Source organism: Streptomyces seoulensis, assembly GCF_004328625.1.
GTDB classification, from domain to species: Bacteria; Actinomycetota; Actinomycetes; order Streptomycetales; family Streptomycetaceae; genus Streptomyces; species Streptomyces seoulensis.
This window is the reverse complement of sequence record NZ_CP032229.1, coordinates 1,195,854-1,220,481: the sequence shown is the minus strand read 5'-3', so window position 1 is coordinate 1,220,481 and position 24,628 is coordinate 1,195,854. Positions and strand designations below refer to the sequence as shown.

21 protein-coding genes are annotated in these 24,628 nt (G+C 72.7%); 14 read left to right on the top strand and 7 right to left on the bottom strand.

Annotated features, from left to right (window positions below; all coding sequences use genetic code 11):
* Nucleotides 1-12 precede the first annotated feature (12 nt).
* The 3 genes from D0Z67_RS05750 to D0Z67_RS05740 form a co-directional block, all read right to left on the bottom strand.
* Nucleotides 13-1,632 carry a PucR family transcriptional regulator gene (locus tag D0Z67_RS05750; protein ID WP_031183254.1) on the bottom strand — a complete coding sequence of 540 codons (1,620 nt, stop codon included), beginning with the start codon at nucleotides 1,630-1,632 and terminating at the stop codon, nucleotides 13-15.
* A 43-nt stretch (nucleotides 1,633-1,675) separates the two neighbouring features.
* Nucleotides 1,676-2,989, bottom strand: coding sequence for an FAD-binding oxidoreductase (locus D0Z67_RS05745; RefSeq protein WP_031183253.1), 1,314 nt, complete (start codon nucleotides 2,987-2,989; stop codon nucleotides 1,676-1,678).
* Nucleotides 2,990-3,052: 63 nt separating this feature from the next.
* Nucleotides 3,053-4,855 carry a glycoside hydrolase family 15 protein gene (locus D0Z67_RS05740; protein ID WP_031183252.1) on the bottom strand — a complete coding sequence of 601 codons (1,803 nt, stop codon included), beginning with the start codon at nucleotides 4,853-4,855 and terminating at the stop codon, nucleotides 3,053-3,055.
* A 554-nt stretch (nucleotides 4,856-5,409) separates the two neighbouring features.
* Between D0Z67_RS05740 and D0Z67_RS05735 the strand changes: the two genes are divergently transcribed.
* The 10 genes from D0Z67_RS05735 to D0Z67_RS05690 all read left to right on the top strand — a co-directional run bounded on the left by D0Z67_RS05735 (nucleotide 5,410) and on the right by D0Z67_RS05690 (nucleotide 17,261).
* A complete protein-coding gene (locus D0Z67_RS05735) occupies nucleotides 5,410-7,077 on the top strand; it encodes a CTP synthase (protein ID WP_031183251.1) in 1,668 nt (555 codons plus the stop codon).
* An 85-nt stretch (nucleotides 7,078-7,162) separates the two neighbouring features.
* Nucleotides 7,163-7,789: an NUDIX domain-containing protein gene (locus D0Z67_RS05730; RefSeq protein ID WP_031183250.1), complete on the top strand. Its 627-nt coding sequence runs from the start codon at nucleotides 7,163-7,165 to the stop codon at nucleotides 7,787-7,789.
* 197 nt (nucleotides 7,790-7,986) lie between these two features.
* Nucleotides 7,987-10,065, top strand: coding sequence for a tetratricopeptide repeat protein (locus D0Z67_RS05725; protein ID WP_031183249.1), 2,079 nt, complete (start codon nucleotides 7,987-7,989; stop codon nucleotides 10,063-10,065).
* Nucleotides 10,066-10,213: 148 nt separating this feature from the next.
* Nucleotides 10,214-11,329 carry an alanine dehydrogenase gene (gene ald, locus D0Z67_RS05720; protein WP_158713908.1) on the top strand — a complete coding sequence of 372 codons (1,116 nt, stop codon included), beginning with the start codon at nucleotides 10,214-10,216 and terminating at the stop codon, nucleotides 11,327-11,329.
* Between the two features lie 556 nt (nucleotides 11,330-11,885).
* Nucleotides 11,886-12,878, top strand: a complete 993-nt coding sequence (locus tag D0Z67_RS05715) for a ParA family protein (protein ID WP_382849455.1) — start codon at nucleotides 11,886-11,888, stop codon at nucleotides 12,876-12,878.
* On the top strand, nucleotides 12,863-13,411 hold the full coding sequence (locus D0Z67_RS05710) for a hypothetical protein (RefSeq protein ID WP_078873600.1): 549 nt from the start codon (nucleotides 12,863-12,865) through the stop codon (nucleotides 13,409-13,411). The genes D0Z67_RS05715 and D0Z67_RS05710 overlap by 16 nt, the downstream gene beginning before the upstream one ends.
* Before the next feature lie 39 nt (nucleotides 13,412-13,450).
* The gene (locus D0Z67_RS05705; RefSeq protein ID WP_031183245.1) at nucleotides 13,451-14,407 is read left to right on the top strand and encodes a segregation and condensation protein A; all 957 of its coding nucleotides are present in this window, start codon (nucleotides 13,451-13,453) and stop codon (nucleotides 14,405-14,407) included.
* 65 nt (nucleotides 14,408-14,472) lie between these two features.
* Nucleotides 14,473-15,093 carry an SMC-Scp complex subunit ScpB gene (scpB, locus tag D0Z67_RS05700; protein ID WP_234312899.1) on the top strand — a complete coding sequence of 207 codons (621 nt, stop codon included), beginning with the start codon at nucleotides 14,473-14,475 and terminating at the stop codon, nucleotides 15,091-15,093.
* Nucleotides 15,053-16,114, top strand: a complete 1,062-nt coding sequence (locus tag D0Z67_RS05695) for a pseudouridine synthase (RefSeq protein WP_031183243.1) — start codon at nucleotides 15,053-15,055, stop codon at nucleotides 16,112-16,114. The genes scpB and D0Z67_RS05695 overlap by 41 nt, the downstream gene beginning before the upstream one ends.
* Before the next feature lie 124 nt (nucleotides 16,115-16,238).
* The gene (locus D0Z67_RS05690) at nucleotides 16,239-17,261 is read left to right on the top strand and encodes an ADP-ribosylglycohydrolase family protein (protein WP_031183242.1); all 1,023 of its coding nucleotides are present in this window, start codon (nucleotides 16,239-16,241) and stop codon (nucleotides 17,259-17,261) included.
* 12 nt (nucleotides 17,262-17,273) lie between these two features.
* Here D0Z67_RS05690 and D0Z67_RS05685 read toward each other — a convergent pair whose 3' ends face one another.
* Together D0Z67_RS05685 and D0Z67_RS05680 are read right to left on the bottom strand one after the other, a co-directional pair.
* Nucleotides 17,274-17,960: a nucleotidyltransferase domain-containing protein gene (locus D0Z67_RS05685; protein WP_031183241.1), complete on the bottom strand. Its 687-nt coding sequence runs from the start codon at nucleotides 17,958-17,960 to the stop codon at nucleotides 17,274-17,276.
* Nucleotides 17,961-17,982: 22 nt separating this feature from the next.
* Nucleotides 17,983-18,441: a Rieske (2Fe-2S) protein gene (locus tag D0Z67_RS05680; RefSeq protein WP_031183240.1), complete on the bottom strand. Its 459-nt coding sequence runs from the start codon at nucleotides 18,439-18,441 to the stop codon at nucleotides 17,983-17,985.
* A gap of 263 nt (nucleotides 18,442-18,704) precedes the next feature.
* Here D0Z67_RS05680 and D0Z67_RS05675 point away from each other — a divergent pair, with 263 nt between their 5' ends.
* The 4 genes from D0Z67_RS05675 to der all read left to right on the top strand — a co-directional run bounded on the left by D0Z67_RS05675 (nucleotide 18,705) and on the right by der (nucleotide 22,836).
* Nucleotides 18,705-19,799, top strand: a complete 1,095-nt coding sequence (locus D0Z67_RS05675; protein WP_031183239.1) for a prephenate dehydrogenase — start codon at nucleotides 18,705-18,707, stop codon at nucleotides 19,797-19,799.
* Between the two features lie 128 nt (nucleotides 19,800-19,927).
* The gene (gene cmk, locus D0Z67_RS05670) at nucleotides 19,928-20,623 is read left to right on the top strand and encodes a (d)CMP kinase (protein WP_031183238.1); all 696 of its coding nucleotides are present in this window, start codon (nucleotides 19,928-19,930) and stop codon (nucleotides 20,621-20,623) included.
* A 62-nt stretch (nucleotides 20,624-20,685) separates the two neighbouring features.
* Nucleotides 20,686-21,288 carry a lysophospholipid acyltransferase family protein gene (locus D0Z67_RS05665; protein ID WP_051888047.1) on the top strand — a complete coding sequence of 201 codons (603 nt, stop codon included), beginning with the start codon at nucleotides 20,686-20,688 and terminating at the stop codon, nucleotides 21,286-21,288.
* Nucleotides 21,289-21,351: 63 nt separating this feature from the next.
* Nucleotides 21,352-22,836, top strand: coding sequence for a ribosome biogenesis GTPase Der (gene der / locus D0Z67_RS05660; RefSeq protein ID WP_031183236.1), 1,485 nt, complete (start codon nucleotides 21,352-21,354; stop codon nucleotides 22,834-22,836).
* Nucleotides 22,837-22,911: 75 nt separating this feature from the next.
* Here the strand turns inward: der and D0Z67_RS05655 are convergent, their stop codons facing one another.
* The gene (locus D0Z67_RS05655) at nucleotides 22,912-23,310 is read right to left on the bottom strand and encodes a hypothetical protein (protein ID WP_031183235.1); all 399 of its coding nucleotides are present in this window, start codon (nucleotides 23,308-23,310) and stop codon (nucleotides 22,912-22,914) included.
* Between the two features lie 137 nt (nucleotides 23,311-23,447).
* Nucleotides 23,448-24,245 (bottom strand): hypothetical protein, encoded by a 798-nt coding sequence (locus D0Z67_RS05650; RefSeq protein ID WP_031183234.1) that lies wholly within the window; start codon nucleotides 24,243-24,245, stop codon nucleotides 23,448-23,450.
* Between the last annotated feature and the right edge of the window lie 383 nt (nucleotides 24,246-24,628).

Genomic DNA, 24,628 nt, shown 5'->3' with positions numbered 1-24,628 from the left:
CTCTGGATCCCTCTAGTCGACGTGTCGCCGCGCCCGCAGGGCCAGGCTCAACGCCAGTACGGTGTGCGGGTCGTCGAGGTCGGTGTTCAGCAACTCGCCTATGCGGGCGAGGCGGTTGTAGAGGGTCTGGCGGTTGAGGTGGAGTTCGCGAGCGGTCTCCGCCTTGCGGCCCGCGTGGGCGAGGTAGGTCTCCAGGGTGGGCAGCAGCGGCGGCTTCGCGCGCCGGTCGTGCTCGCGCAGCGGGCCGAGCGCCCGGTCCACGAAGGCCGCCAGGTCGGGGTGGTCGCGCAGCCGCCACAGCAGCAGGTCGATGTCGAGGCGGCGGGCGTCGTACCAGGGCCGGTCGGTGAGCCCCTGTGCGGCCGTCGCCGTCTCCGCCGCGTGCCGCAGGCCCGCCGAGGCCGACGCCCAGTCGCCCGGCACCCCCACCACCACGACCGGCGGCCGGGCCCCCGGCCGGATCATCCCGGCCCGCTCGGCACCCGCACGCAGCGCGGCCGCCACCCGGTCCGCGACCGGCACCCGGTCGGCCGCGGAGCGCAGCCCCACCAGCACCGGCACCCGGCCCTCCACCGGCCGCACCCCCAGCAGCACCGGCACCCCCACCGACGCCAACTCCTCACCGACCGCCCGCGCCAGCACCGCCCAGCCGCCCGCCGGGGACAGCGCGTCCCCCACCCGCATCACCACCGGCAGCAGCGGGCCGTCACCCGGCCGGAACCCCAGCACCCGGGCCTGCGCCGGAGCGTCCCCGGCCCGCACCCGGCCCTCGGCCAGATCGGTCAGGAAGTCCCCCCGGCCACGCGCCGCCAGCTCCTCCTCCTGGCGGGCCTGCATCAGCACCACCGCCACCGTCCCCGCCGCCCGCTCGGCCGCGATCCGGTGCACCGGCGCCAGCGGAGCGCCGACCGGCAGCAGCACCAGCCGCGCCCGCACCCCGCTCGCCCCCGCGCCCCCGCCCGGCACGTCCACCAGCAGCGCCCCGGCCGGCGGCGGCTCCGCCCGGTGCGGACCGCGCAGCCCCTCCCACACCTGCAAGGGGTCCGCACCCTCGGGGCCCGGCCCGGCCGCGTACAGCAGGCGGCCGTCGGCGGTCTCCAGTAACACCGGGTTGGCGCAGAAGTCGGCGAGGATGGTGAGGAGCTGGGGTACTCCGCCGCCGCCGAGCAACGCCTCCGTACAGCGCCGGTGCACGTCCTCCGCCCGCTGGAGCAGGGCGTAGTGGCCGTTGACGATCTCGGTGTGGATCTCCTCGGTGACCGCCACGAACGGCACCTCGCGGTGCAGCTGGACCAGCGGCAGGCCGGTCGCCCGCGCGGTCTCCACCAGGGCGGCCGGGAGCCGGGTGAAGCGCTGGCCCAGCTCCACCACCAGCGCGGCGATGTCCCGCTCCGCCAGCGTGCGGACGAACGCCCGCTGCTCGGCCGGGCGCGTGCCCAGCCCGTACCCGGTGGTCAGCAGCAGCTCGCCGCCCTTGAGCAGCTTGGCGATGTGCGGGACCTCGCCCGCGTGCACCCAGCGCACCGCGCGCTCCAGCCGGTCCTCGCCCGCCACCACCTCCGGCAGCCCGCCGCGCAGTCCGGGCAGCTCCAGCGCCCGCCGCACGGTGATCCCGCCACCCTCTGTGCCCATGCGCCGGACGCTACCCCGCTGACCTCGAAGGGAACAGCCAGGGCTACACGGGCCGGATGGCGTGGTGGAAGCGGAAGACGTCGTCCGGGTCGTACGCCCGCTTCACCTTCTCCAGCCGCAGCAGGTTGCCCACCCCCAGCCCCGCGCGCAGCCGTTCGGCGCCCTCGTCGCCGATGAGGTCCAGTGGGACGGCGCCCGTGCTCCACGGCGCGACCCCGGAGCGGACCTCCCGCACCCAGGCGCGGGCGCGCTCGTCGTCGCACCCGTCCGCCCAGCGGGCGGACGGGTGCGCCACCCAGGGGGCGTCCCGGAAGGGGAGCGGGTAGTCGTGCGGACCGGCCGCGACGGCGCCGCCCTGCGGGAACAGCAGATGCAGGCTGCCGCTCGGTACCGGCATCCGCTCGCCGAGCGAGCAGTGGACGTCCACCAGCTCGTCCGGCAGACCGGTCAGGCACTCGGCCGAGGAGAGGCTCCGCCGGCCGGGCGGCGCGTCGAACAGGCCCAGGGCCTCCGCGTACGGCAGCTCGCCCGCCACCGGCAGCGCCCGCAGCGGCGCGGCCGTCTCCCGCAGAGCCTCCGCCCCGCCCGCGTACGTCACCAGCGCCCCGCACATCAGCTCCCCGGCGGCGGACCCGGGCGGGCCGGTGAGGTACAGCAGGGTCCCGCTCAGCCGGTCCGGGCCCCGCTCGACGGCCTCGCGGAAGGCGCGCACCACCTCGGGACCGTGCTCCGGCCGGTACAGCAGCAGGGTGGCCGTGAACTCGGGCAGCTCGTGCAGGTCCAGGGTGAGCGCGGTGGCCACGCCGAAGGTGCCGCCCCCGCCGTGCAGCGCCCAGAACAGCTCGGGATGCGCCTGGGGGCCGACGCGTATCAGCTCGGCGTCGGCCGTGACCAGCTCCACACCGCGCAGACCGTCCACGCCGAGCCCGAAGGCGCGGTCCAGCCAGCCGGTACCGCCGCCGAGCACGAACCCGGCGACCCCGGTGGCGGGGTCCGGGGCGCCGGGAGCGGCCAGCGCGTACGGCCGGCAGGCCCGGTCGAGCCCGCTCATGGTGGCGCCGCCCTCGACCCGTACCGTCCGGGCCTCGGGGTCGACGCTCACCCCGCGCATCCGGCGCAGGTCCACCATCACCCCGCCGTGGCCGACGGCACCGCCCACGGCGACGGGCAGGTCCAGATCACGGGCGAAGCGGACCGCGCGCACCACGTCGGCCGGGTCGGCGCACCGGGCGATCACGGCCGGGCGCGACCCGGCCCGTGCCGCGTCGTATCCCGGGTCACCGGGCGCGTACACCTCACCGCTCAGCTCGTCACGCAACGCGGCCAGCGCCGCGCCGGCCTTCGAGAGGGGGGCCATGGCGACCGCCCCCTTCCGGTCGGGGCAGTGAGATTCGGGGCAGTGAGATCCAGCCTAGGAGCGTCAGCCCCCGTACGCCCCCGAGGCCGTCAGCCGCAGGGCGGTGTCGATCAGGGGGACGTGGCTGAACGCCTGGGGGAAGTTGCCGACCTGGCGCTGGTTGACGGGGTCCCACTCCTCGGCGAGGAGGCCGAGGTCGTTGCGCAGGGCGAGGAGCTTCTCGAACAGCTTGCGGGCCTCGTCCACCCGGCCGATCATCGCGAGGTCGTCCGCCATCCAGAACGAGCAGGCCAGGAAGGCGCCCTCGTCACCGGGCAGGCCGTCGACGCCCGCGTCCTCACCGTCGGTCGGGTAGCGCAGGATGAACCCGTCGGAGGTGGACAGCTCGCGCTGGATCGCCTCGATGGTGCCGATCACCCGCTTGTCGTCCGGCGGCAGGAAGCCCATCTGCGGGATCAGCAGCAGGGAGGCGTCCAGCTCCTTGGAGCCGTAGTACTGGGTGAAGGTGTTGCGCTCCGGGTCGTAGCCCTTCTCGCAGACCTCGCGGTGGATGTCGTCGCGCAGTTCCTTCCAGCGCTCCAGCGGTCCCTCCGCGTCCCCGGACTCGATCAGCTTGATCGTGCGGTCCACCGCGACCCAGGCCATCACCTTGGAGTGCACGAACTGGCGGCGCGGCCCGCGCACCTCCCAGATGCCCTCGTCCGGCTCCTGCCAGTGGTCCTCGAGGTAGCGGATCAGCTTGAGCTGGAGCACCGAGGCGTAGTCGTTGCGCGCCAGCCCGGTCATGTGGCCCAGGTGGAGGGCCTCGATGACCTCGCCGTACACATCGAGCTGGAGCTGGTCGGCGGCGCCGTTGCCCACCCGGACCGGGCGGGAGTTCTCGTACCCCGGCAGCCAGTCCAGCTCGGCCTCGCCCAGCTCACGCTCGCCGGCGATCCCGTACATGATCTGGAGGTTCTCCGGGTCGCCCGCCACCGCCCGCAGCAGCCACTCGCGCCAGGCGCGGGCCTCGTCGCGGTAGCCGGTGCGCAGCAGCGAGGACAGGGTGATGGCCGCGTCCCGCAGCCAGGTGTAGCGGTAGTCCCAGTTGCGCACGCCCCCGATGTCCTCCGGCAGGGAGGTGGTGGGCGCGGCGACGATGCCGCCGGTGGGGGCGTAGGTCAGCGCCTTCAGCGTGATCAGCGAACGGATCACGGCCTCCCGGTAGGGGCCGTGGTACGTGCACTGCTCGACCCACTCGCGCCAGAACTCCTCCGTCGCACGCAGCGCCTGCTCCGGCTCGGGCAGCGGCGGCGCCTCCTTGTGCGAGGGCTGCCAGGAGATGGTGAACGCCACCCGCTCACCGGCGGAGACGGTGAAGTCGGAGTACGTCGTCAGGTCCTTGCCGTAGGTGTCGGCCTCGGTGTCGAACCAGACCGAGTCGGGACCCGCGACGGCGACCGTACGGTTGTCGTACTTGTGCACCCACGGCACCACACGGCCGTAGGAGAACCGCATGCGCAGCTCGGAGCGCATCGGCACCTCGCCGCTGAGCCCCTCCACGATCCGGATGAGCTGCGGGGCGCCGTCACGCGGGGGCATGAAATCCGTCACCCGTACGGTGCCGCGCGGGGTGTCCCACTCCGACTCCAGGATCAGCGAGTCGCCCCGGTAGCCCCGCCGGGCCGCCGTGGGCGGGGGTGAGTCCGCCGCGTACGCCGGGCCTAGCCGCCAGAAGCCGTGCTCCTCGGTGCCGAGCAGGCCGGCGAAGATGGCGTGCGAGTCGAAGCGGGGCAGGCACAGCCAGTCCACTGTGCCGTCCCGGCAGACCAGCGCGGCGGTCTGCATGTCTCCGATGAGTGCGTAATCTTCGATGCGCCCGGCCACGTGCAACTCCAGTCGAACGGCCACGTCACCCCCGCACGAGGGGGCAGTCGCTTGGTGCGGTCAAGGGGTGGTTGTCATACGTTGAGCGGTGAAGCAAAGCAGCCCGCCGAGCCCTGAGGCAAAACGGCGGTCCGTGCTCAACGAACTGCCGCGCTCTCCAGGTTCCACCTGCCAGTGGCGGGGATGCTGGAGGCGGGGGTGTGCCGTCATCCCGGCCGCGCTCGGCAGCGAGTGTCCGAGCAGGATACGACGCACCCGGATGATCCGCGCGCCGCTCGGGGCAACCCGTGTGGGCCGAACGAGTGACCGCGGGGTGAGAACCGTGTGACGGCCGTCCACGGGTCCGGTACCTGGTCACACCAGCCCTCCCGGCCGTGTGCGGAGCGTGGCCGGACGCCGACTCCTCCAGGCGCTGATACCCTGGTAGCCCGTGGACCGGTGGGCCTCAAAACCCCCGAACCGCAGCGACGACGCCACCGCGAGGAACACCCACTCCTCCGGGCCGGCGACCGCACCGCATCACAGACAGCGACCACGGGAGCCCCCTCTTGGCCATGCCGCCGAAATCTACGACGACCAAGCACATCTTCGTCACCGGGGGTGTCGCCTCCTCGCTCGGCAAGGGCCTCACCGCCTCCAGCCTGGGCATGCTGCTCAAGGCTCGCGGCCTGCGCGTCGTGATGCAGAAGCTCGACCCGTATCTGAACGTCGACCCGGGCACGATGAACCCCTTCCAGCACGGTGAGGTGTTCGTCACCAACGACGGCGCCGAGACCGACCTGGACATCGGCCACTACGAGCGCTTCCTCGACCGCGACCTCGACGGCTCGGCCAACGTCACCACCGGCCAGGTCTACTCCACGGTCATCGCCAAGGAGCGGCGCGGCGAGTACCTGGGCGACACCGTGCAGGTCATCCCGCACATCACCAACGAGATCAAGCACCGCATCCGGCGCATGGCCACCGACGAGGTGGACGTCGTCATCACCGAGGTCGGCGGCACGGTCGGCGACATCGAGTCGCTGCCGTTCCTGGAGACCGTCCGCCAGGTCCGCCACGAGGTCGGCCGGGACAACGTCTTCGTCGTCCACATCTCGCTGCTGCCCTACATCGGCCCCTCCGGCGAGCTGAAGACCAAGCCGACCCAGCACTCCGTCGCCGCGCTGCGCAACATCGGCATCCAGCCCGACGCGATCGTGCTGCGCTGCGACCGCGAGGTCCCCACCGCCATCAAGCGCAAGATCTCGCTGATGTGCGACGTGGACGAGGACGCCGTCGTGGCCTGCCCCGACGCCCGCTCCATCTACGACATCCCGAAGGTCATCCACGGCGAGGGCCTGGACGCATACGTCGTGCGCAAGCTCGACCTGCCCTTCCGGGACGTGGACTGGACCACCTGGGACGACCTGCTGGACCGCGTGCACAAGCCGGACCACGAGATCACCCTCGCCCTGGTCGGCAAGTACATCGACCTGCCCGACGCCTATCTGTCGGTCACCGAGGCGCTGCGCGCCGGCGGCTTCGCCAACCGCGCCCGCGTCAAGATCAAGTGGGTCACCTCGGACGACTGCAAGACCCCGGCCGGTGCCGCCGCCGCCCTCGGCGACGTGGACGGCATCTGCATCCCCGGCGGCTTCGGCGACCGTGGTGTGCTCGGCAAGGTCGGCGCGATCCGCTACGCCCGCGAGAACAAGATCCCGCTGCTGGGTCTCTGCCTGGGCCTGCAGTGCATCGTGGTCGAGGCCGCGCGGAACCTGGCGGACATCCCGGACGCCAACTCCACCGAGTTCGACCCGGCCACCGGCCACCCGGTCATCTCCACCATGGCCGAGCAGATGGACATCGTCGCCGGTGAGGGCGACATGGGCGGCACCATGCGCCTGGGCATGTACCCGGCCAAGCTGGCCGAGGGCTCCATCGTCCGCGAGGTCTACGACGGCAAGGAGTACGTCGAGGAGCGGCACCGCCACCGCTACGAGGTCAACAACTCCTACCGCGCCGAGCTGGAGAAGAAGGCGGGCATCGTCTTCTCGGGCACCTCGCCCGACGGCAAGCTCGTCGAGTACGTGGAGTACCCGCGCGAGGTCCACCCCTACCTCGTCGCCACCCAGGCGCACCCCGAGCTGCGCTCGCGGCCGACCCGGCCGCACCCGCTGTTCGCGGGCCTGGTGAAGGCTTCCGTCGAGCGCAAGACGGCGGGCAAGCCGAAGAACTCCAAGTAGCACACCAGTTGTTACGGTGGCCGGGGTGCGAACCTTCAAAGGTGCGCACCCCGGTTTTCTTTTTGCGCGCGTGGAGGGACAGGGCATGACGATCAAGGACACCCCCGAGGAGTGGGAGATCCGCGACAGCGCGACCCCGTTCACGGGCAACAAGACCTCGGTCCGCACCGACGACGTGGTCATGCCCGACGGCTCGGTGGCCCGCCGCGACTACCAGGTCCACCCCGGCTCGGTCGCCGTCCTCGCCCTGGACGAGGAGGACCGGGTCCTGCTCATCAGCCAGTACCGCCACCCCGTGCGCCACAAGCTCTGGGAGATCCCGGCCGGCCTGCTCGACGTGCCCGGCGAGAACCCGCTGCACGCCGCCCAGCGCGAGCTGTACGAGGAGGCGCACGTCAAGGCCGAGGACTGGCGGGTGCTGGCCGACGTCTACACCAGCCCCGGCGGCTGCGACGAGGCGGTACGGATCTTCCTGGCCCGCGACGTCTCCGAGGCCGAGGGCGAGCGCTTCGTCACGGAGCACGAGGAGACGGACATGGAGTACGCGCGCGTGCCCGTGGACGAGCTGGTGCGGCTGGTGCTCGCCGGGGACCTGCACAACAACTGCCTGGTCGTCGGCGTCCTCGCGCTGGCCGCCGCCCGTGCCGGGGACGGCCTGGAGAGCCTGCGCCCGGCCGACGCGCCGTGGCCCGCACGTCCCTTCACGTCCTGATCGCCTGCCGAATCCGGCCAAGATCCACAGCAGTACCGCAGCAGCGGCCCAATGGTGTGACCATCGCCTGATCCGATCGGGGGACCTGTCCGCCGCGCTCCACCGGGAACGTCGCAGAGCGTGAACTAGGCTCTGGAAACGCCCGTACCGGAAGAACCGGCGGGCTTTGCGCGTGCGGTGGGACGGGAGCGTGGCCCGTGACGGATCAGGCGGTGGACCAGGAAGAGGCGCGGCTGTCGGAGCCGCCGGCCCCGGAGGGTCATTTCCTCGGGCGCACACGGGAGTTGAAGGAGCTCGGGGCCGACATCGAGCGCACCGGGCTGGACACCCTCGCCGGCCGCAAGGCGCCCCGCGCCCGGGTCCTGCTCATCGCCGGGCGCCCCGGCTCCGGCCGGACCGCGCTCGCCGAGGAGTTCGTCCGCCAGGTCGCGCAGCGTTACCCCGACGGCGTCCTCCGGGCCCGTCTCAGCGACCCCGACGGCACCCCCGTACCCGTGGAGCGCGCCGCCCGCGACCTGCTCGGCGCGCTCGGCGCACCCGGTCCGGCGGGCGCCGCCGAGGACGAGCTGACCGAGGCACTGCGTACCGCCCTGGCCGACCGGCGCGCCCTGCTCCTGCTGGACGACGCCACCGGGGCCGAACAGGTCGACGCCCTCATCCCGGACGCTCCCGACTGCCTGGTGGTCGCCGTCTCCCGGGGCCCCCTCACCGGCATCTCCGACGTCCGCCCCTGCACCCTGGGCGGCCTGGACACCAAGTCGGCGGTGGAACTGCTCACCCGGTACACCGGCTCGGTCCGCGTCACCGTCGACCCGCGCTCCGCCGAGTCCCTGGCCGAGATCTGCGAAGGACAGCCCGCCGCCCTCACCCTGGCCGGCGGCTGGCTCGCCGCCCGCCCCCAGACGGCCGTATCCGACCTGGCCAAGCGGCTGCACACCGACCCCGACGACGCCCCCACCCTGGCCCGCGTCCTCACACTCGTGCACGACGGACTGCCCGCCTCCACCGCCCGGACCCTGCGGCTGCTCTCCCAGGCACCGGCCGGCACCGTCGACGCGCACACCGCCTCCGCGCTGGCCGGCTGCTCGGTCAAGGCCGCGCAGACCGTCCTGCGGGAACTCGCCGCCCTCGGCCTGCTCCGCCCGGTCGCCGGACCGCTGCCCGAGTACGACATCCCCGGCTGTCTGCACCCCCTGCTGCGCGCCCTGGCCGAGGCGGGCGAACGCCCCGCCGAACTCCAGCTGGCCCGCGCCCGGCTGCTGGAGCGGGACGTACGCCTCCTCCAGTCCTGCCGCGCCGTCACCGAGACCGACACCCCCGAGGCCCGCGAGAAGCTCCAGGCGATCCCGCCGCCGCTGCGCTTCCCCACCCCCGACGCGGCCGCCGCCTGGCTCACCGCCCGGCGCCCGGCGCTGCTGGCCGCCGCCCGGCTCGCGGTGGCCGACGGCGAGCTGGACAACCTGGCCCGGCGCCTGATGTCCCAGCTGGTGCGCGCCATGGTCGCCCACTTCGGCACCCAGGCCGCCGCCCCCGACCTCTACGGCATCCACGGCCTGGTCCTCGACGTCGCCGAGCGACGCGGACTGCCCCGCGAGAAGGCCGCCGCCCTGCTGAACCTCGGCGACGTGGACGCCCAGACCGGCCGCACCCGCGCCGCGCTGGCCCGCTACCGCACCGCGCTGGACGCCGGACGCGAGGCGAACGACCCCTACGCCGCCGGCCGCGCGATGGAATCCGTAGGCGGCGCCCACCAGGAGCTGGGCGACCACGACCGGGCCGCCGACTGGTTCGGCCGCGCCCTCTCCCAGCGCCTCGCCCGCGGCGAACGCGCCGAGGCCGCCCGGCTCTACGGCCGGATCGCCACCGCCCACACCTACGCGGGCCGGTACGGCGAGGCGCAGCGCAACTGGCGGGCCGCGCTCGCCGGATACCGCAAGGAGGGCGACATCGCCGCCCACGCCCGCGCCCTGAGCGAGCTGGCCCGGGTGCAGGAGTACGCCGGCCGGCCCGAGGAGTCCCTGCGTACCTGCCAGGAGGCGGTGGAGTGGGCGCGGCGGGCGGAGGACACCCGGCTGCAGGCCGCGCTGCAACTGCGGCTGGCCGACACCCTGGACCGGCTGGGCGACCCCACGGCCGCCCGACTGCACCGCGCGGCGGCCGAGCGCATGCTGGAAGAGGAGGCGGCCACCGGGACCGCCGCCGACGGAGAGCCGGCGGAAGCAGACTCTGCCAGCCCGGATGCCTGCGAAATCCGCAGTGCATCCAAAGAAGATTGATGCATTGGAAGGCTAGACACGCGGAACACCTTCATTAGACTGGCTCTGCCGCACGTTCTCCTGCGGTGTCTCCCGGTGTGCCCCGGCGCGCCCGGGTATGTCTTTCAGCGCACCCCCCATACCCCCTGAGCCAAGGACCGTGATCGACGTGAAGGTCGGCATCCCCCGCGAGGTCAAGAACAACGAGTTCCGGGTGGCCATCACCCCCGCCGGCGTGCACGAGCTGGTGCGTAACGGCCACCAGGTCGTCATCGAGCGGGGCGCCGGTCTCGGCTCCTCGATCACGGACGAGGAGTACATCGCCGCCGGCGCCGGCATCCTGGACTCCGCCGACCAGGTGTGGGCCGACGCCGACCTGCTGCTGAAGGTCAAGGAGCCGGTCGCGGAGGAGTACCACCGCCTGCGCAAGGACCAGATCCTCTTCACCTACCTGCACCTGGCCGCCTCGCGCGAGTGCACCGACGCCCTGCTGGAGTCCGGCACCACGGCGATCGCGTACGAGACCGTAGAGCTGTCGAACCGCGCGCTGCCGCTGCTCGCCCCGATGTCCGAGGTCGCGGGCCGGCTCGCCCCGCAGGTCGGCGCCTACCACCTGATGCGCCCGGCCGGCGGCCGCGGTGTGCTCCCCGGCGGTGTGCCGGGCGTGACCCCGGCCAAGGCCGTCGTCATCGGCGGCGGTGTCTCCGGCTGGAACGCCACCCAGATCGCCGTCGGCATGGGCTTCGAGGTCACCCTGCTGGACCGTGACATCAACAAGCTGCGCGAGGCCGACCGGATCTTCGGCAGCAAGGTCAAGGCGATCATGTCCAACGCCTTCGAGCTGGAGAAGGCCGTCCTCGACGCGGACCTCGTCATCGGCGCCGTCCTCATCCCGGGCGCCAAGGCCCCGAAGCTGGTCACCAACGAGCTGGTGTCGCAGATGAAGCCCGGAAGTGTCCTTGTCGACATCGCCATCGACCAGGGCGGCTGCTTCGAGGACTCCCGTCCCACCACGCACGCCGAGCCGACCTTCCGGGTGCACAACTCGGTCTTCTACTGCGTCGCCAACATGCCCGGCGCGGTGCCCAACACCTCCACCAACGCGCTCACCAACGCGACGCTCCCGTACATCGTCTCGCTCGCCAACAACGGCTGGGTCGAGGCGCTGCGCCGGGACGAGGCGCTCGCCCGCGGCCTCAACACCCATGACGGCAAGGTCGTCTACCGCGAGGTCGCCGAGGCGCACGGCCTGGAGCACGTCGCGATCGAGACCCTGATCGGCTGACCTCCTCGCCGGCGGCGAAGCACCAAGTCGCCCGCGTGGAAAAGGCGATTCGTCAACATGGATCGTCAACACCGCGAACCCGGCCGGACCTTGCCCGACAAGGTCCGGCCGGATGTGTGTATGGTCACTTTGCGAGGCAAGGTCAACTCGCCTCGAACGTAACGCTTGGACTGATTCGCACACCGGTGAAACCTGCTGTGCGACGGCTGTACGCCCTTGACAGCGGGATGTTTCATTGTCGACACATCGTGCCGGGTCCGGCGGATTGTGTTGCTGCGGACCGCCGACACGCCATAGAGTCGCCAACCGTCGGCATGGTGCCACGCTGACCTTGTCTAGAAGTCCCCTGGCCGCCAAGGAGGTAAGACGACTTGTGAATGAGTCGACATTTTCTCCCGGAGGTGGTCGACCAGGATTGCGCGGAGAGGGCCAGGGTCCCGAGGGACACGAGGCCGTCGGCTCCGTCGCGGTGCGCACCTTCGCAGCCCACCAGAGTCCGGTACCGCAGACGGCCCGGAGAGCACACCAGAGCATGGATGGCCAACACGTGAACGCCATGGCCGGCGACGGAAGTGGCACGCCCCGCAACCACTTCGCCGACTACGACGAAGTCCCCGAGGGGCACTTCTACGACCCCGACGCCGAGTACGAGCCCGATCCGGAGTACGCGGCCACGCTCGCGCCCGACGCTGCCCGCCAGCGCCGTGAGCGCGTCGGCCCGACCGGGCGCCCGCTCCCGTACTTCCCGATCCCGGGCCCGCTGACCGACCACGGCCCCGCGAAGATCATCGCCATGTGCAACCAGAAGGGCGGCGTCGGCAAGACCACGTCGACCATCAACCTGGGCGCGGCGCTCGCGGAGTACGGACGGCGCGTGCTGCTCGTGGACTTCGACCCGCAGGGCGCGCTGTCGGTGGGTCTCGGTGTCAACCCGATGGAGCTGGACCTCACCGTCTACAACCTGCTCATGGAGCGGGGCATGTCGGCCGACGAGGTGCTGCTCAAGACGGCGGTCCCCAACATGGACCTGCTGCCCTCCAACATCGACCTGTCGGCGGCCGAGGTCCAGCTGGTCTCCGAGGTCGCGCGCGAGTCGACGCTCCAGCGCGCCCTGAAGCCGCTGATGGACGACTACGACTACATCGTGATCGACTGTCAGCCCTCGCTGGGCCTGCTCACCGTCAACGCGCTGACCGCCGCCCACAAGGTGATCGTCCCGCTGGAGTGCGAGTTCTTCGCGCTGCGCGGTGTGGCCCTGCTGACCGAGACCATCGAGAAGGTCCAGGAGCGGCTCAACCCTGAGCTGGAGCTGGACGGCATTCTCGCCACCATGTACGACTCGCGCACGGTGCACAGCCGCGAGGTACTGGCCCGCGTGGTCGAGGCGTTCGACGACCACGTCTACCACACGGTCATCGGGCGTACGGTCCGCTTCCCGGAGACCACGGTCGCCGGTGAGCCGATCACCACGTACGCCTCCAACTCCGTCGGTGCCGCCGCCTACCGTCAGCTCGCCAGGGAGGTGCTCGCCCGGTGTCACGCCGAGTGAGTCTGCCCGGAGCCGACGAACTGTTCCGTACGACAGGGGGGATGGGGCTCCAGTCCTCCTCGCCCCGGCGCGGGCCCGGCCAGGAGGCGCGGGTCCCCGCGCCGGCGGGGGAGAGCGACCCGGCCGCCGCGGCACAGGACGCCCCGCAGTCGGTGCCCGTGCAGGGCGGTGACGGCGAGGGCGCCGAGCACACCGCCGCGGCCGGCCCGGAACCCGACGGGTCCGGCGAGTCCCGTATCCGGCCCGCCCGGCGGCAGAGCGAGCCGGACGGCTCCGGCGAGCAGCCCCGCAAGCGCGGCCGCGCGGCCGCCCGGCGGCCCAGCGGACGCGAGCGGCACGACGAGAAGATCACCGTGTACGTCTCGGCCGAGGAACTGATGGACCTCGAGCACGCCCGGCTGGTGCTGCGCGGCGAGCACGGCCTCGCCGTCGACCGCGGCCGGATCGTCCGCGAGGCGGTCGCCGTGGTCCTCGCCGACCTGGAGTCCCGAGGGGAAGCCAGCATCCTGGTACGGCGGCTGCGGGGGCGCTGACCCGGCTTCCCGCCGCCCGACCGATAGCCTGCGACCCCCATGAACGCGCACCGCACCGCCACGACCGGCCCGAGACGCCCGCTGGGCCGGGGCCCGGACACCGCACCTCCGGACCCGGCCCCTCTGGCCGCTCTGCCCGAGCCTCCCGCACCCCAGGCACCCGTGCCCGACGGTGTCTTCAAGGTCCGGCTGGACAACTTCGAGGGCCCCTTCGACCTGCTGCTCCAGCTCATCACCAAGCACAAGCTGGACGTCACCGAGATCGCGCTGTCCAAGGTGACCGACGAGTTCATGGCGCACATCCGGGCCATGGGACCCGACTGGGACCTGGACCGCACCACCGAGTTCCTGGTCGTCGCCGCCACCCTGCTCGACCTCAAGGCCGCCCGGCTGCTGCCCGCCGCCCAGGTCGAGGACGAGGCCGACCTCGCCCTGCTGGAGGCGCGCGACCTGCTCTTCGCCCGGCTGCTGCAGTACCGGGCCTACAAGCGGATCGCGGACATCTTCAACGAGCGGCTGGAGGACGAGGGCCGCCGCTACCCCCGTACCGTCGGCCTGGAGCCGGAGCACGCCGAGCTGCTGCCCGAGGTCGTCATCAGCATCGGGCCCGAGGGGTTCGCGCGGCTCGCGGTGAAGGCGATGCAGCCGAGGGCCAAGCCACAGGTGTACGTCGACCACATCCACGCCCCCCTGGTCAGCGTCCAGGAGCAGGCCCGGGTCGTGGTGGCCCGGCTGCGCGAGGCCGGGGAGGCCGACTTCCAGGAGCTGGTGGCCGACACCGAGGACACCCTCACCGTCGTCGCCCGCTTCCTCGCGCTGCTGGAGCTGTACCGGGACAAGGCCGTCGCCCTGGAGCAGGAGACCGCGCTCGGCAGCCTGCTGGTCCGCTGGACCGGCGGGGACCGAGCGGCACCGGTGGTTACCGACGAGTTCGACCGGCCCGCCGAGGCGCCCAGGAAGGCAGAGGCGCCGAAGAAGGAGGAACAGCGGACGTGAACCACCCAGCCACGGACGACCGCGTCGCCGCCCTCGACCTCAAGCCCGCGCTGGAGGCCGTCCTGATGGTCGTGGACGAGCCCGCCACCGAGGAACACCTGGCAAGGGTCCTCGAACGGCCCCGGCGCCGGATCGCCGAGGCGCTGCGCGAACTGGCCGACGACTACACCGCCCAGGGCCGCGGCTTCGAGCTGCGCTTCGTCGCGGGCGGCTGGCGCTTCTACACCCGCCCCGCGTACGCCCCCGCCGTGGAACGCCTCGCGCTGGAGGGCCAGACGGCCCGGCTCACCCAGGCGGCCCTGGAGACCCTCGCGGTCGTCGCGTACCGCCAGCCGGTCGGCCGCAGCAGGGTCTCCGCCGTGCGCGGGGTCAACTGCGACGGCGTGATGCGGACCCTGCTCCAGCGCGGTCTGGTGGCCGAGGCGGGCACGGAACCCGAAACAGGTGCGATCCTGTACGTGACGACGAACTATTTCCTGGAGCGGATGGGCCTGCGCGGCTTGGACGAGCTTCCGGAACTCGCGCCCTTCCTCCCCGAGGCGGAGGCGATCGAGGCGGAGACCCAGGAGGGAGTCCCGTCGTTCGACCCGGACGCGCCCGACGCGGCCGGTGGTCAGGACGCAGACGACTACGACGGAAACCTTGATGCGAAGCAGCGGCAGCGGCAGGAACAGCGGACGCGGTAACCCCCGCGGCAACGACCGGGACGAGCGCAAGGGGCAGGGCCGCCCCAGCAAGCCCCGTCCGGAGGAGCGCCGCTACGACGTCGGACCCGGCGCCACGAAGGACGGCCCGAAGTCCGGCCGTGGCGGCGCGGCACGCGGCGGCGCCAAGGGCGGCCCCAAGCAGTCCCAGCAGGCGGGGCGCGGCCGTACGGCGCCCGGCCGCTCGCGTGAGTTCGAGACGCGGGCCGAGGAGCGCAACCGGGAGCGGTACGAGGGCAAGAAGGACGTGAAGCTGCCCAAGACCTTCCCCGGCGCCGAGCAGGACGGCGAGCGCCTCCAGAAGGTGCTGGCCCGCGCGGGCTACGGCTCGCGGCGCGCCTGCGAGGAGCTGATCGAGCAGGCCCGCGTCGAGATCAACGGCGAGATCGTGCTGGAGCAGGGCCGCCGGGTCGACCCGGAGAAGGACGAGGTCAAGGTCGACGGCCTGACCGTCGCGACCCAGTCGTACCAGTTCTTCTCGCTGAACAAGCCCGCCGGTGTGGTCTCCACGATGGAGGACCCCGAGGGCCGCCAGTGCCTCGGCGACTACGTCACCAACCGCGAGACCCGCCTCTTCCACGTGGGCCGGCTGGACACGGAGACCGAGGGCGTCATCCTGCTCACCAACCACGGCGAGCTGGCCCACCGTCTCACCCACCCCAAGTACGGCGTGCGCAAGACCTACCTCGCGCACATCGTCGGCCCGATCCCGCGCGACCTCGGCAAGCGGCTGAAGGACGGCATCCAGCTGGAGGACGGCTGGGCCCGCGCCGACCACTTCCGCGTGGTCGAGCAGACCGGCAAGAACTACCTCGTCGAGGTGACCCTGCACGAGGGCCGCAAGCACATCGTGCGCCGGATGCTGGCCGAGGCGGGCTTCCCCGTCGACAAGCTGGTCCGCGTCTCCTTCGGCCCGATCACCCTCGGCGACCAGAAGTCGGGCTGGCTGCGCCGCCTGTCCAACACCGAGGTCGGCATGCTGATGAAGGAAGTCGACCTCTAGTCCCCGGGGCGGCCCCTTGCCGCCGGTGACGGTCCGGCCTTATGGTCAACCTGACGATTAGTCGGGTGGCCATGCGGCCGGACCAACGGGGGCCGGGTCATGGGTGCCCGGAAGGACTTCACCCATGACCACCACGCCCTCGGGACAGCGCGCCGCCGCCGGTTCCCTGCTCGGACTCGCCCTCGGCGACGCGCTGGGCTTCCCGACCGAGTTCAACGACGTGCCCGCCATCCTCGCCAAGTGCGGACCCTGGCGGGAGATGGAGCTGCCGGGCCGCGCCTACGTCTCCGACGACACGCAGATGACCCTCGCGCTCGGGCGCGGGCTCCGTACCGCCATGGGCCGGGGCCCGCTCGCGCCGGAGCGGCTCGAGCGGCCGCTGCGCGAGGAGTTCGTCGCCTGGTACGAGTCCCCGGAGAACAACCGCGCCCCCGGCCGCACCTGCCTCACGGCCTGCGCGCTGCTGAAGGAGGAGGGGCGGGACTGGCAGGACGCGAGCCAGGTCGGCTCCAAGGGCTGCGGTGCCAACATGCGGGTCGCCCCGCTCGGCCTCGCCCCCGCTCTGAGCGCCGAACAGCGCTCCGGCGCCGCCCAGTTGCAGTCCGCCCTCACCCACGGCCACCCCACCGCACTGGCCGCCTCCGACCTCACCGCGCACGCCGTGTGGCTGCTGGCCCAGGGCATGGACCCCGCCGGGCTCGTCGGCCGGCTGCGCTCGTACGCCCTCGACCACCGCACCCACTACGACCACACCTGGCTCGGCGACCTGTGGCGCCGCTCCCAGGACCCGAGCCCGGAGCACTTCATCGCCCGTGGCTGGGACGAATGCCTGGCCGTCCTGGACCGGCTTCAGGACGCGCTGCGCACCCCCTCCCCGGAGACCGACCCCTGCCTCGCCACCGGCGAGGGCTGGATCGCGGAGGAGGCGCTCGCCACCGGGCTGCTCTGCTTCCTGCTCTTCCCCGGCGACCCCGTGCTGGCGCTGCGCCGGGCCGCCTGCACCTCCGGCGACTCCGACTCCATCGCCTGCCTGACCGGCGCTTTCGCGGGCGCCTGGCTGGGCGCGGACGCCTGGCCCGCGGACTGGGTGGACCGCATCGAGCACCGCGACGAACTGCTGGAACTGGGCGCCCTCTGGGACGCCTAGACGCGGGGACGCCTAGACGCGCGCGGCCGACGCCCGCCGTGCCCGGTACAGGAAGTCGGCCACCCGGGGCTCGTCCGGCTCGACCGGGAGCGGGGTGCGGAGGAGGGCCGCGTCGGTCTCGTCGGCCAGGCGGGCCATCCGTGCCTCGATCTCCGGCCAGGGCACCTCACCCCGCTTCACCGCGAGCAGCGACTCGCGCTCCTCGCCCACGTCCAGGCGCAGCTCGCCGGTGCGCAGCAGGTCGCGGGCGCTGCCCAGCAGGCGGAGCAGGTGCATGGCGTGCTTCCAGCGCGGGGCGCCGGTGGTGCGGATGTCGGCGTCCAGCTTGCGGCGCTGGCCGAGGGCGTAGCCGGTGAAGGTGGCGTGCACCTGGCGGGAGAGGAACGCGCCGCGCAGGGAGAGCAGTTCGCGACCGGTGTCGTCCAGGTGCTCCACCAGCGGGGAGTGCAGGCACTCCAGGATGTTCGGGTTGGCCCGCAGCGCCAGCTCCAAGAAGCGCTCCAGCTCCCAGGAGAACCGCTCCTCGCCCGGCCCCTCGACATGCGTGGGCGGCTTCTCGAACCGCCAGAACAGCGGGGTCGGGGCCAGGAACACGCCCCGCCGGTCGGTGTCACTGCCGTCCGTGGCCAGACCGAAGGCGCGCGAGCCCATGACACAGGCGTACACGGTGTGGTCGCGGACCAGGTCGGCGGAGCGCATGCGGGGGAGCGTACGCGGCCGGTCAGGCCAGGTGCACCGTGTTTCCGTGCACCATGATCTCCTTGGCGGCCAGCGGTTCGGTGGCCGGGCCGTGCGCGACCGAGCCGTCGGCGACGTGGAACTTGCTGCCGTGACACGGGCAGTCGATGGTGCCGTCCGCGACCTTGTTCAGCGTGCAGCCCTGGTGGGTGCAGATGGCGGAGAACGCCTTGTACTCGCCCTTCTTCGGCTGCGTCACCACCACCTTCTCCGCGGTGAAGATCTTGCCGCCGCCCTCCGGGATCTCGCTGACGCTGCCCAGCGCCTGGCCGTCGCCGGAGTCGGACGAGGCGGAACCGGAGGCCGAGGCGCTCTCGCCGCCGGGGGAGGAGCTGGCGGTGGCCGAGGAGCTGTCGCCGTCGCTGCCGCAACCCACACAGCAGACGGCGAGCGTGGCGGCCCCCGTGGTGAGAAGCGTGCGCCGCGTCGCGGGCTGGGTCATGTCGTCACTCCGAGGTTCAAGAGGCGGAAAACGGACGGGAAACAAGAAAAGGGGACGTAAAGCCCCAGACTTCCGGGCATCTTGGCACTGAACGCCGCCCGCACGAAGGAGGCGGCAGCGGGTCGGCCCCCGCCTCGGCCGAACGGGCGCCCGTCCCACCCCGCGGTCGGCGTGCGTCCGGACCGCCCCGGCTGACTAGGCTGGACGGCACCAGAAGCCGGTTCAGCGCCGGCGCCGCCGCCCCGCACCAAGGACATCGCCCAGTGAGAACCGCACTCGTCATCGGCACCGGGCTGATCGGGACCTCGGCCGCGCTCGCCCTCAGCCGGCGGGGCGTCACCGTCCACCTCGCCGACCACGACCCGGCGCAGGCCCGTACCGCAGCCGCCCTCGGCGCCGGTACCGACGAGCCGCCGCAGGGCCGGGTCGACCTCGCGCTCGTCGCCGCGCCGCCCGCGCACGTCGCCGGCGTCCTCGCCGACGCCATGCGCCGCGACCTCGCGCACGGCTACCTCGACGTGGCCAGCGTCAAGGGCGGCCCGCGCCGCGAACTGGAGGCGCTCGGCCTGGACGACGCCGTGCTCGCCCGCTACCTCGGCACCCACCCCATGTCCGGCCGGGAGAAGTCCGGCCCGCTGGCCGCCACCGCCGACCTCTTCGAGGGCCGCCCCTGGGTGCTCACCCCGACCCGCGACACCGACACCGAGGTGCTGAACCTCGCCCTCGAACTGGTCTCGCACTGCCGCGCCGTCCCGGTGGTGATGGACGCCGACGCCCACGACCGCGCCGTCGCCCTCGTCTCCCACATGCCGCACCTCGTCTCCAGCCTGGTCGCCGCCCGGCTGGAGAACGCCGAGGAGGCCGCCGTACGGCTCTGCGGGCAGGGCATCCGGGACGTCACCCGGATCGCCGCCTCCGACCCCCGGATGTGGATCGACATCCTCTCCGCCAACCCGGGACCGGTCGCCGACCTGCTCACCGACGTCTCAGCCGACCTGGACGAGACCGTGCGCGCGCTGCGCGCCCTGCAGTCCGCCGACGAGGACAAGCGGCGCACCGGCGGCGCCGGGATCGAGGACGTACTGCGCCGGGGCAACGCCGGCCAGGTCCGCGTCCCCGGCAAGCACGGCTCCGCCCCGCGCGCGTACGAGACCGTCACGGTCCTCATCGACGACCAGCCCGGCCAGCTCGCCCGCATCTTCGCCGACGCCGGACGGGCCGGCGTCAACATCGAGGACGTCCGCATCGAGCACGCCACCGGACAGCAGGCGGGACACATCCAGCTCATGGTCGAGCCCGGGGCCGCGCCCGTCCTCACCGAGGCGCTGCGCGAGCGGGGCTGGGCGCTGCGGCAGTAGCGCGGCACCCCGGCGGTCACACGGCCCACGTGCGTCCGTACGAGTGACCCACACCCAGTAACCTTGTGCGGGGCGCCCTCGCGTCCCGCCACCCCGACCGACACCCTTCACCAGGAAGGTGCCCTCCCGTGGAAAACGGCGCCGCCCCGACCGCACAGCCCGTGATCGTAGCGATCGACGGCCCCTCCGGCACGGGCAAGTCGAGCACGTCGAAGGCCGTGGCCGCGCAGCTCGGCCTCAGCTACCTGGACACCGGCGCCCAGTACCGGGCCATCACCTGGTGGATGGTGACCAACGGCATCGACCTCACGGACCCCACCGCGATCGCCGCCGTCGCGGGCAAGCCCGAGATCGTCTCCGGTACCGACCCGCTGGCCCCGACGATCACCGTCGACGGCTACGACGTGGCCGGGCCGATCCGCACCCAGGAGGTCACCTCCAAGGTCAGCGCGGTCAGCGCGGTGCCCGAGGTGCGCACCCGGATCACCGAGCTGCAGCGCTCCATCGCGGCCGGCGCCGAGGGCGGCATCGTGGTCGAGGGCCGGGACATCGGCACCACCGTGCTGCCCGACGCCGACCTGAAGATCTTCCTCACCGCCTCCCCGGAAGCCCGCGCGGCCCGCCGCAGCGGCGAGGTGAAGGGCTCCGACGTGGCCGCCACCCGCGAGGCCCTCATCCAGCGGGACGCGGCCGACTCCAGCCGCAAGACCTCCCCGCTCGCCAAGGCCGGCGACGCGGTCGAGGTCGACACCACCGAGCTGACCCTCGCCCAGGTCATCGAGTGCGTCGTCACCCTGGTCGAGGAGAAGCGGGCCGGGAAGTGAGCCAGCCGCCACCGCCCTCGGAGCGGGGCGCCGAGATCGGGCGGCGCATCGGCGTCGGCCTGATGTACGGCCTGTGGAAGCCGCGCGTGCTGGGTGCCTGGAAGGTGCCCGCGTCCGGCCCGGTCATCTTCGCGGTGAACCACTCCCACAACATCGACGGCCCGATGGTCATGGGCGTGGCGCCCCGGCCGACGCACTTCCTGATCAAGCAGGAGGCGTTCATCGGGCCGCTGGACCCCTTCCTGACCGGCATCGGCCAGCTCAAGGTCGACCGCACCACCGCCGACCGCACCGCCATCGGGCGGGCGCTCGGCGTGCTGGAGCAGGGCGGCGTGCTGGGCATCTTCCCGGAGGGCACCCGGGGCGAGGGCGACTTCGCCTCGCTGCGCGCCGGGCTCGCCTACTTCGCGGTGCGCGGCGGGGCGCCGATCGTGCCGGTGGCCGTGCTCGGCAGCGCCGACCGGCCCGGCCGCCTGGTCAAGGCCCTGCCGCCGCTGCGCTCCCGCGTCGACGTGGTCTTCGGAGACCCGTTCGAGGCGGGCGACGGGAGCGGGCGGCGTACGCGCAAGGCGCTGGACGAGGCGACCGAGCGCATCCAGAAGCGGCTCACCGCACACCTGGAAAACGCCAGGCGCCTGACCGGGCGCTGGGCGACACTTGAGTAGTGGAACCGGCCCGGAACGGGTCACTCCACCGATCACCACGAACGACGACGAGGTACGGACTTCATGAACGACCAGAACCAGCCCGACGGCTCGGCCGCGCACGAGTACGAGCACGGGGCTCTCGGCGACGCCGAGTACGCGGAGTTCATGCAGCTCGCCGCGGAAGAGGGCTTCGACATCGAGGACGTCGAGGGCGCCATCGAGGAGGCGGGCCACGGCCCCCTTCCCGTGCTCGCCGTCGTCGGCCGCCCCAATGTCGGCAAGTCGACCTTGGTGAACCGGATCATCGGCCGCCGCGAGGCGGTCGTCGAGGACAAGCCCGGCGTCACCCGCGACCGCGTCACCTATGAGGCGGAGTGGGCCGGCCGCCGTTTCAAGGTGGTCGACACCGGCGGCTGGGAGCAGGACGTCCTCGGCATCGACGCCTCCGTGGCCGCGCAGGCCGAGTACGCGATCGAGGCCGCCGACGCGGTCGTCTTCGTGGTGGACGCCAAGGTCGGCGCCACCGACACCGACGAGGCGGTCGTCCGGCTGCTGCGCAAGGCCGGCAAGCCGGTCGTGCTGGCCGCCAACAAGGTCGACGGCCTCTCCGGCGAGTCCGACGCGGCCTACCTGTGGTCCCTGGGCCTCGGCGAGCCGCACCCGGTCTCCGCCCTGCACGGCCGCGGCACCGGCGACATGCTGGACGCCGTCCTGGAGGCCCTCCCGGAGGCGCCCGCGCAGACCTTCGGCGGCCCCGGCGTCGGCGGCCCCCGCCGCATCGCCCTGATCGGCCGCCCGAACGTCGGCAAGTCCTCGCTGCTGAACAAGGTCGCCGGCGAGGAGCGCGTCGTCGTCAACGAGCTGGCGGGCACCACCCGCGACCCGGTCGACGAGATGATCGAGCTGGGCGGCAAGACCTGGAAGTTCGTGGACACCGCCGGTATCCGCAAGCGCGTCCACCTCCAGCAGGGCGCCGACTACTACGCCTCCCTGCGCACGGCCGCCGCCGTGGAGAAGGCGGAGGTCGCCGTCATCCTGATCGACGGCTCCGAGAACATCTCGGTGCAGGACCAGCGCATCGTCACCATGGCCGTCGAGGCCGGCCGCGCGGTCGTCGTCGCCTTCAACAAGTGGGACACCCTCGACGAGGAGCGCCGCTACTACCTCGAGCGTGAGATCGAGACCGAGCTGGGCCAGATCGCCTGGGCCCCGCGCGTCAACGTCTCCGCCCGCACCGGCCGCCACATGGAGAAGCTGGTCCCGGCGATCGAGACCGCGCTCGACGGCTGGGAGACCCGCGTCCCCACCGGCCGGCTGAACGCCTTCCTCGGTGAGCTGGCCGCCGCCCACCCGCACCCGGTCCGGGGCGGCAAGCAGCCGCGCATCCTGTTCGGCACCCAGGCCGGCACCAAGCCGCCGCGCTTCGTCCTCTTCGCCTCCGGCTTCATCGAGGCTGGCTACCGTCGCTTCATCGAGCGCCGCCTGCGCGAGGAGTTCGGCTTCGAGGGCACCCCGATCCACCTCTCGGTGCGGGTGCGCGAGAAGCGCGGCGCGAAGAAGAAGTAACCGCCACGGCGGAGGAACACACGGCGAAGGGGCGGCCCGGTCTCGGTGGAGACGGGCCGCCCCTTCGTGTCCGGCTCAGTTGCCCTGGCGCGGGCCCGGCGGGAGCGCCGGGGGGCCTTCGCCGTCCGGCCGGGCCCGCCCGATCGTGCCGATCCGCTGCCACTGGGACTGCTGGGACTGCTGCCGCGCGCTGTACGCCCCCGCGCTGTAGGCGCTGTAGGAGCTGCTGAACGACCCCGGCCGGTGCCCGCCGTACGAGCCGGTGCCCTGGGGGAGGTTCCCGAAGGCGGTGAAGCCCAGGTTCTCCTCGCCGCTGCGGTCCCCGGGCAGCGTACGGAAGGTCTTGACCCACTCCGCGTACAGCGTGTCGTAGATCGGCGTGGACGAGGGCCCGCCGGGGTTGTCCTGCCCTGAGCGGGCGACGGGGACGGGGGACAGGGCGGGCCGGCGGGGAGAGGCGTCGTATGGGTGCACGTATGTCCAAACGACGGTGCACCCAAAGGGATGCGGCCACGCGGGGGGCTGTCGGGGGTGCGCCGGACAGCACGACCGGCCGTGCCGCCCCTGGGGTGAAAGGGCGGCACGGCCGGTGTCCGGGGGAGGGGTTGCGGTCAGGTGCCGGCGAGGGGGAGGGCGGCGGCGACCAGGCGGCCGTTGGCGGCGGCCTTGTCCAGGGCGTCGCGGAGCAGGTCCTCGCGGGGCTGGCGGCCGATCGAGCCGACCGGGGCCGCGAACATCAGCACCTGCTGGTGCTTGTTGGCGGCGGCCCGCCAGCTGTCGGTGACCTGGAGCGGCTGGTGCGCCTGCCACCAGGCCACCGGCTGGTGGCCGTGCGGGCCCGGCTGGAGCACCGCGTGGAGCTGGCCGACGGCGAGCAGCACCGACCAGCCGTGCAGCACCGGGGGGACGGCGTCGAGCGCGGTGACCGGCATGAAGCCCTGCTCGATGAGGAGGGGGAGGAAGTCGTCCCCGCCCCCGGTGGCGCCGGGGCGCGCGATGGGCGCGGTCGGCTCGACGACGAGCGCCGGGTGCAACTCGCCCTCGATCAGCACCAGTCCGCTGGTCACCCCGAGCACGGCGGGTTCGGGCGTGGTGCGGTGGGGCTGCTCCTGCTGATGCTCCTGGGGGGCGGCCTCGCCGCCGATGGAGCGGACGGCGCCCTGCAACTGCTCCTCGGTGACCTGCACGACCTGCGAGGGCAGACAGCCCGCGTGGGCGAAGGCGAGGACGGCGGTCTCGTCCCCGACGAACAGGACGGTGCTGGTGCGTTCCTGCTCGGAGTCCCCCGGAGTGCGGCAGGACGTGCAGTCGTAACTGCCCGGAGCGTTCGCTCCGGTGAGCAGCCGGTCGGCTTCTTCGTCGCCGATCTCGGCGCGTACGGCGTCACTGACGTCGAGCATGCGCGGCACGGTGGCTCCCTCGGGATGCGCGCGGTCGGCCGGGTGGCTCCCGGTCGCTGAGCCTTGGGATCGCGGGCTCATACAGAAGACAACGGGCGTCCTGTGGTGGGGGTCACGCCCCAGGGGGAACGGAATCGAACCGACCTGCGCGCAGGGTCACTTTCGGCACGGAATCGGCCACTCAACGTCAACTCCGTACACAGTCAAGGAACTTGAAAGGGTGATGTGCGTCACGGGCAGGTGCCGCCCATGGTCGACAAGTGCCGAAATAACCGTATGAAGTGGTTGGCCGGAAATCGCCGATACCGGCGGTAACCGCCAACTGGCCTGCCTCTACGGGGTGTTGTTGAAATGCGGCACCTGTCCTCCTTAGATTCCTTCGCCGTGTGCAA

Excerpts from the sequence above, each read along its gene's own strand:
- D0Z67_RS05750 (WP_031183254.1), bottom strand. The coding sequence starts at position 1,632 with ATGGGCACAGAGGGTGGCGGGATCACCGTGCGGCGGGCGCTGGAGCTG.
- D0Z67_RS05745 (WP_031183253.1), bottom strand. The coding sequence starts at position 2,989 with ATGGCCCCCCTCTCGAAGGCCGGCGCGGCGCTGGCCGCGTTGCGTGAC.
- D0Z67_RS05735 (WP_031183251.1), top strand. The coding sequence starts at position 5,410 with ATGCCGCCGAAATCTACGACGACCAAGCACATCTTCGTCACCGGGGGT.
- D0Z67_RS05730 (WP_031183250.1), top strand. The coding sequence starts at position 7,163 with ATGACGATCAAGGACACCCCCGAGGAGTGGGAGATCCGCGACAGCGCG.
- D0Z67_RS05715 (WP_382849455.1), top strand. The coding sequence starts at position 11,886 with ATGGCCGGCGACGGAAGTGGCACGCCCCGCAACCACTTCGCCGACTAC.
- D0Z67_RS05705 (WP_031183245.1), top strand. The coding sequence starts at position 13,451 with ATGAACGCGCACCGCACCGCCACGACCGGCCCGAGACGCCCGCTGGGC.
- scpB (WP_234312899.1), top strand. The coding sequence starts at position 14,473 with ATGGTCGTGGACGAGCCCGCCACCGAGGAACACCTGGCAAGGGTCCTC.
- D0Z67_RS05695 (WP_031183243.1), top strand. The coding sequence starts at position 15,053 with ATGCGAAGCAGCGGCAGCGGCAGGAACAGCGGACGCGGTAACCCCCGC.
- D0Z67_RS05690 (WP_031183242.1), top strand. The coding sequence starts at position 16,239 with ATGACCACCACGCCCTCGGGACAGCGCGCCGCCGCCGGTTCCCTGCTC.
- D0Z67_RS05685 (WP_031183241.1), bottom strand. The coding sequence starts at position 17,960 with ATGCGCTCCGCCGACCTGGTCCGCGACCACACCGTGTACGCCTGTGTC.
- D0Z67_RS05680 (WP_031183240.1), bottom strand. The coding sequence starts at position 18,441 with ATGACCCAGCCCGCGACGCGGCGCACGCTTCTCACCACGGGGGCCGCC.
- D0Z67_RS05665 (WP_051888047.1), top strand. The coding sequence starts at position 20,686 with ATGTACGGCCTGTGGAAGCCGCGCGTGCTGGGTGCCTGGAAGGTGCCC.
- der (WP_031183236.1), top strand. The coding sequence starts at position 21,352 with ATGAACGACCAGAACCAGCCCGACGGCTCGGCCGCGCACGAGTACGAG.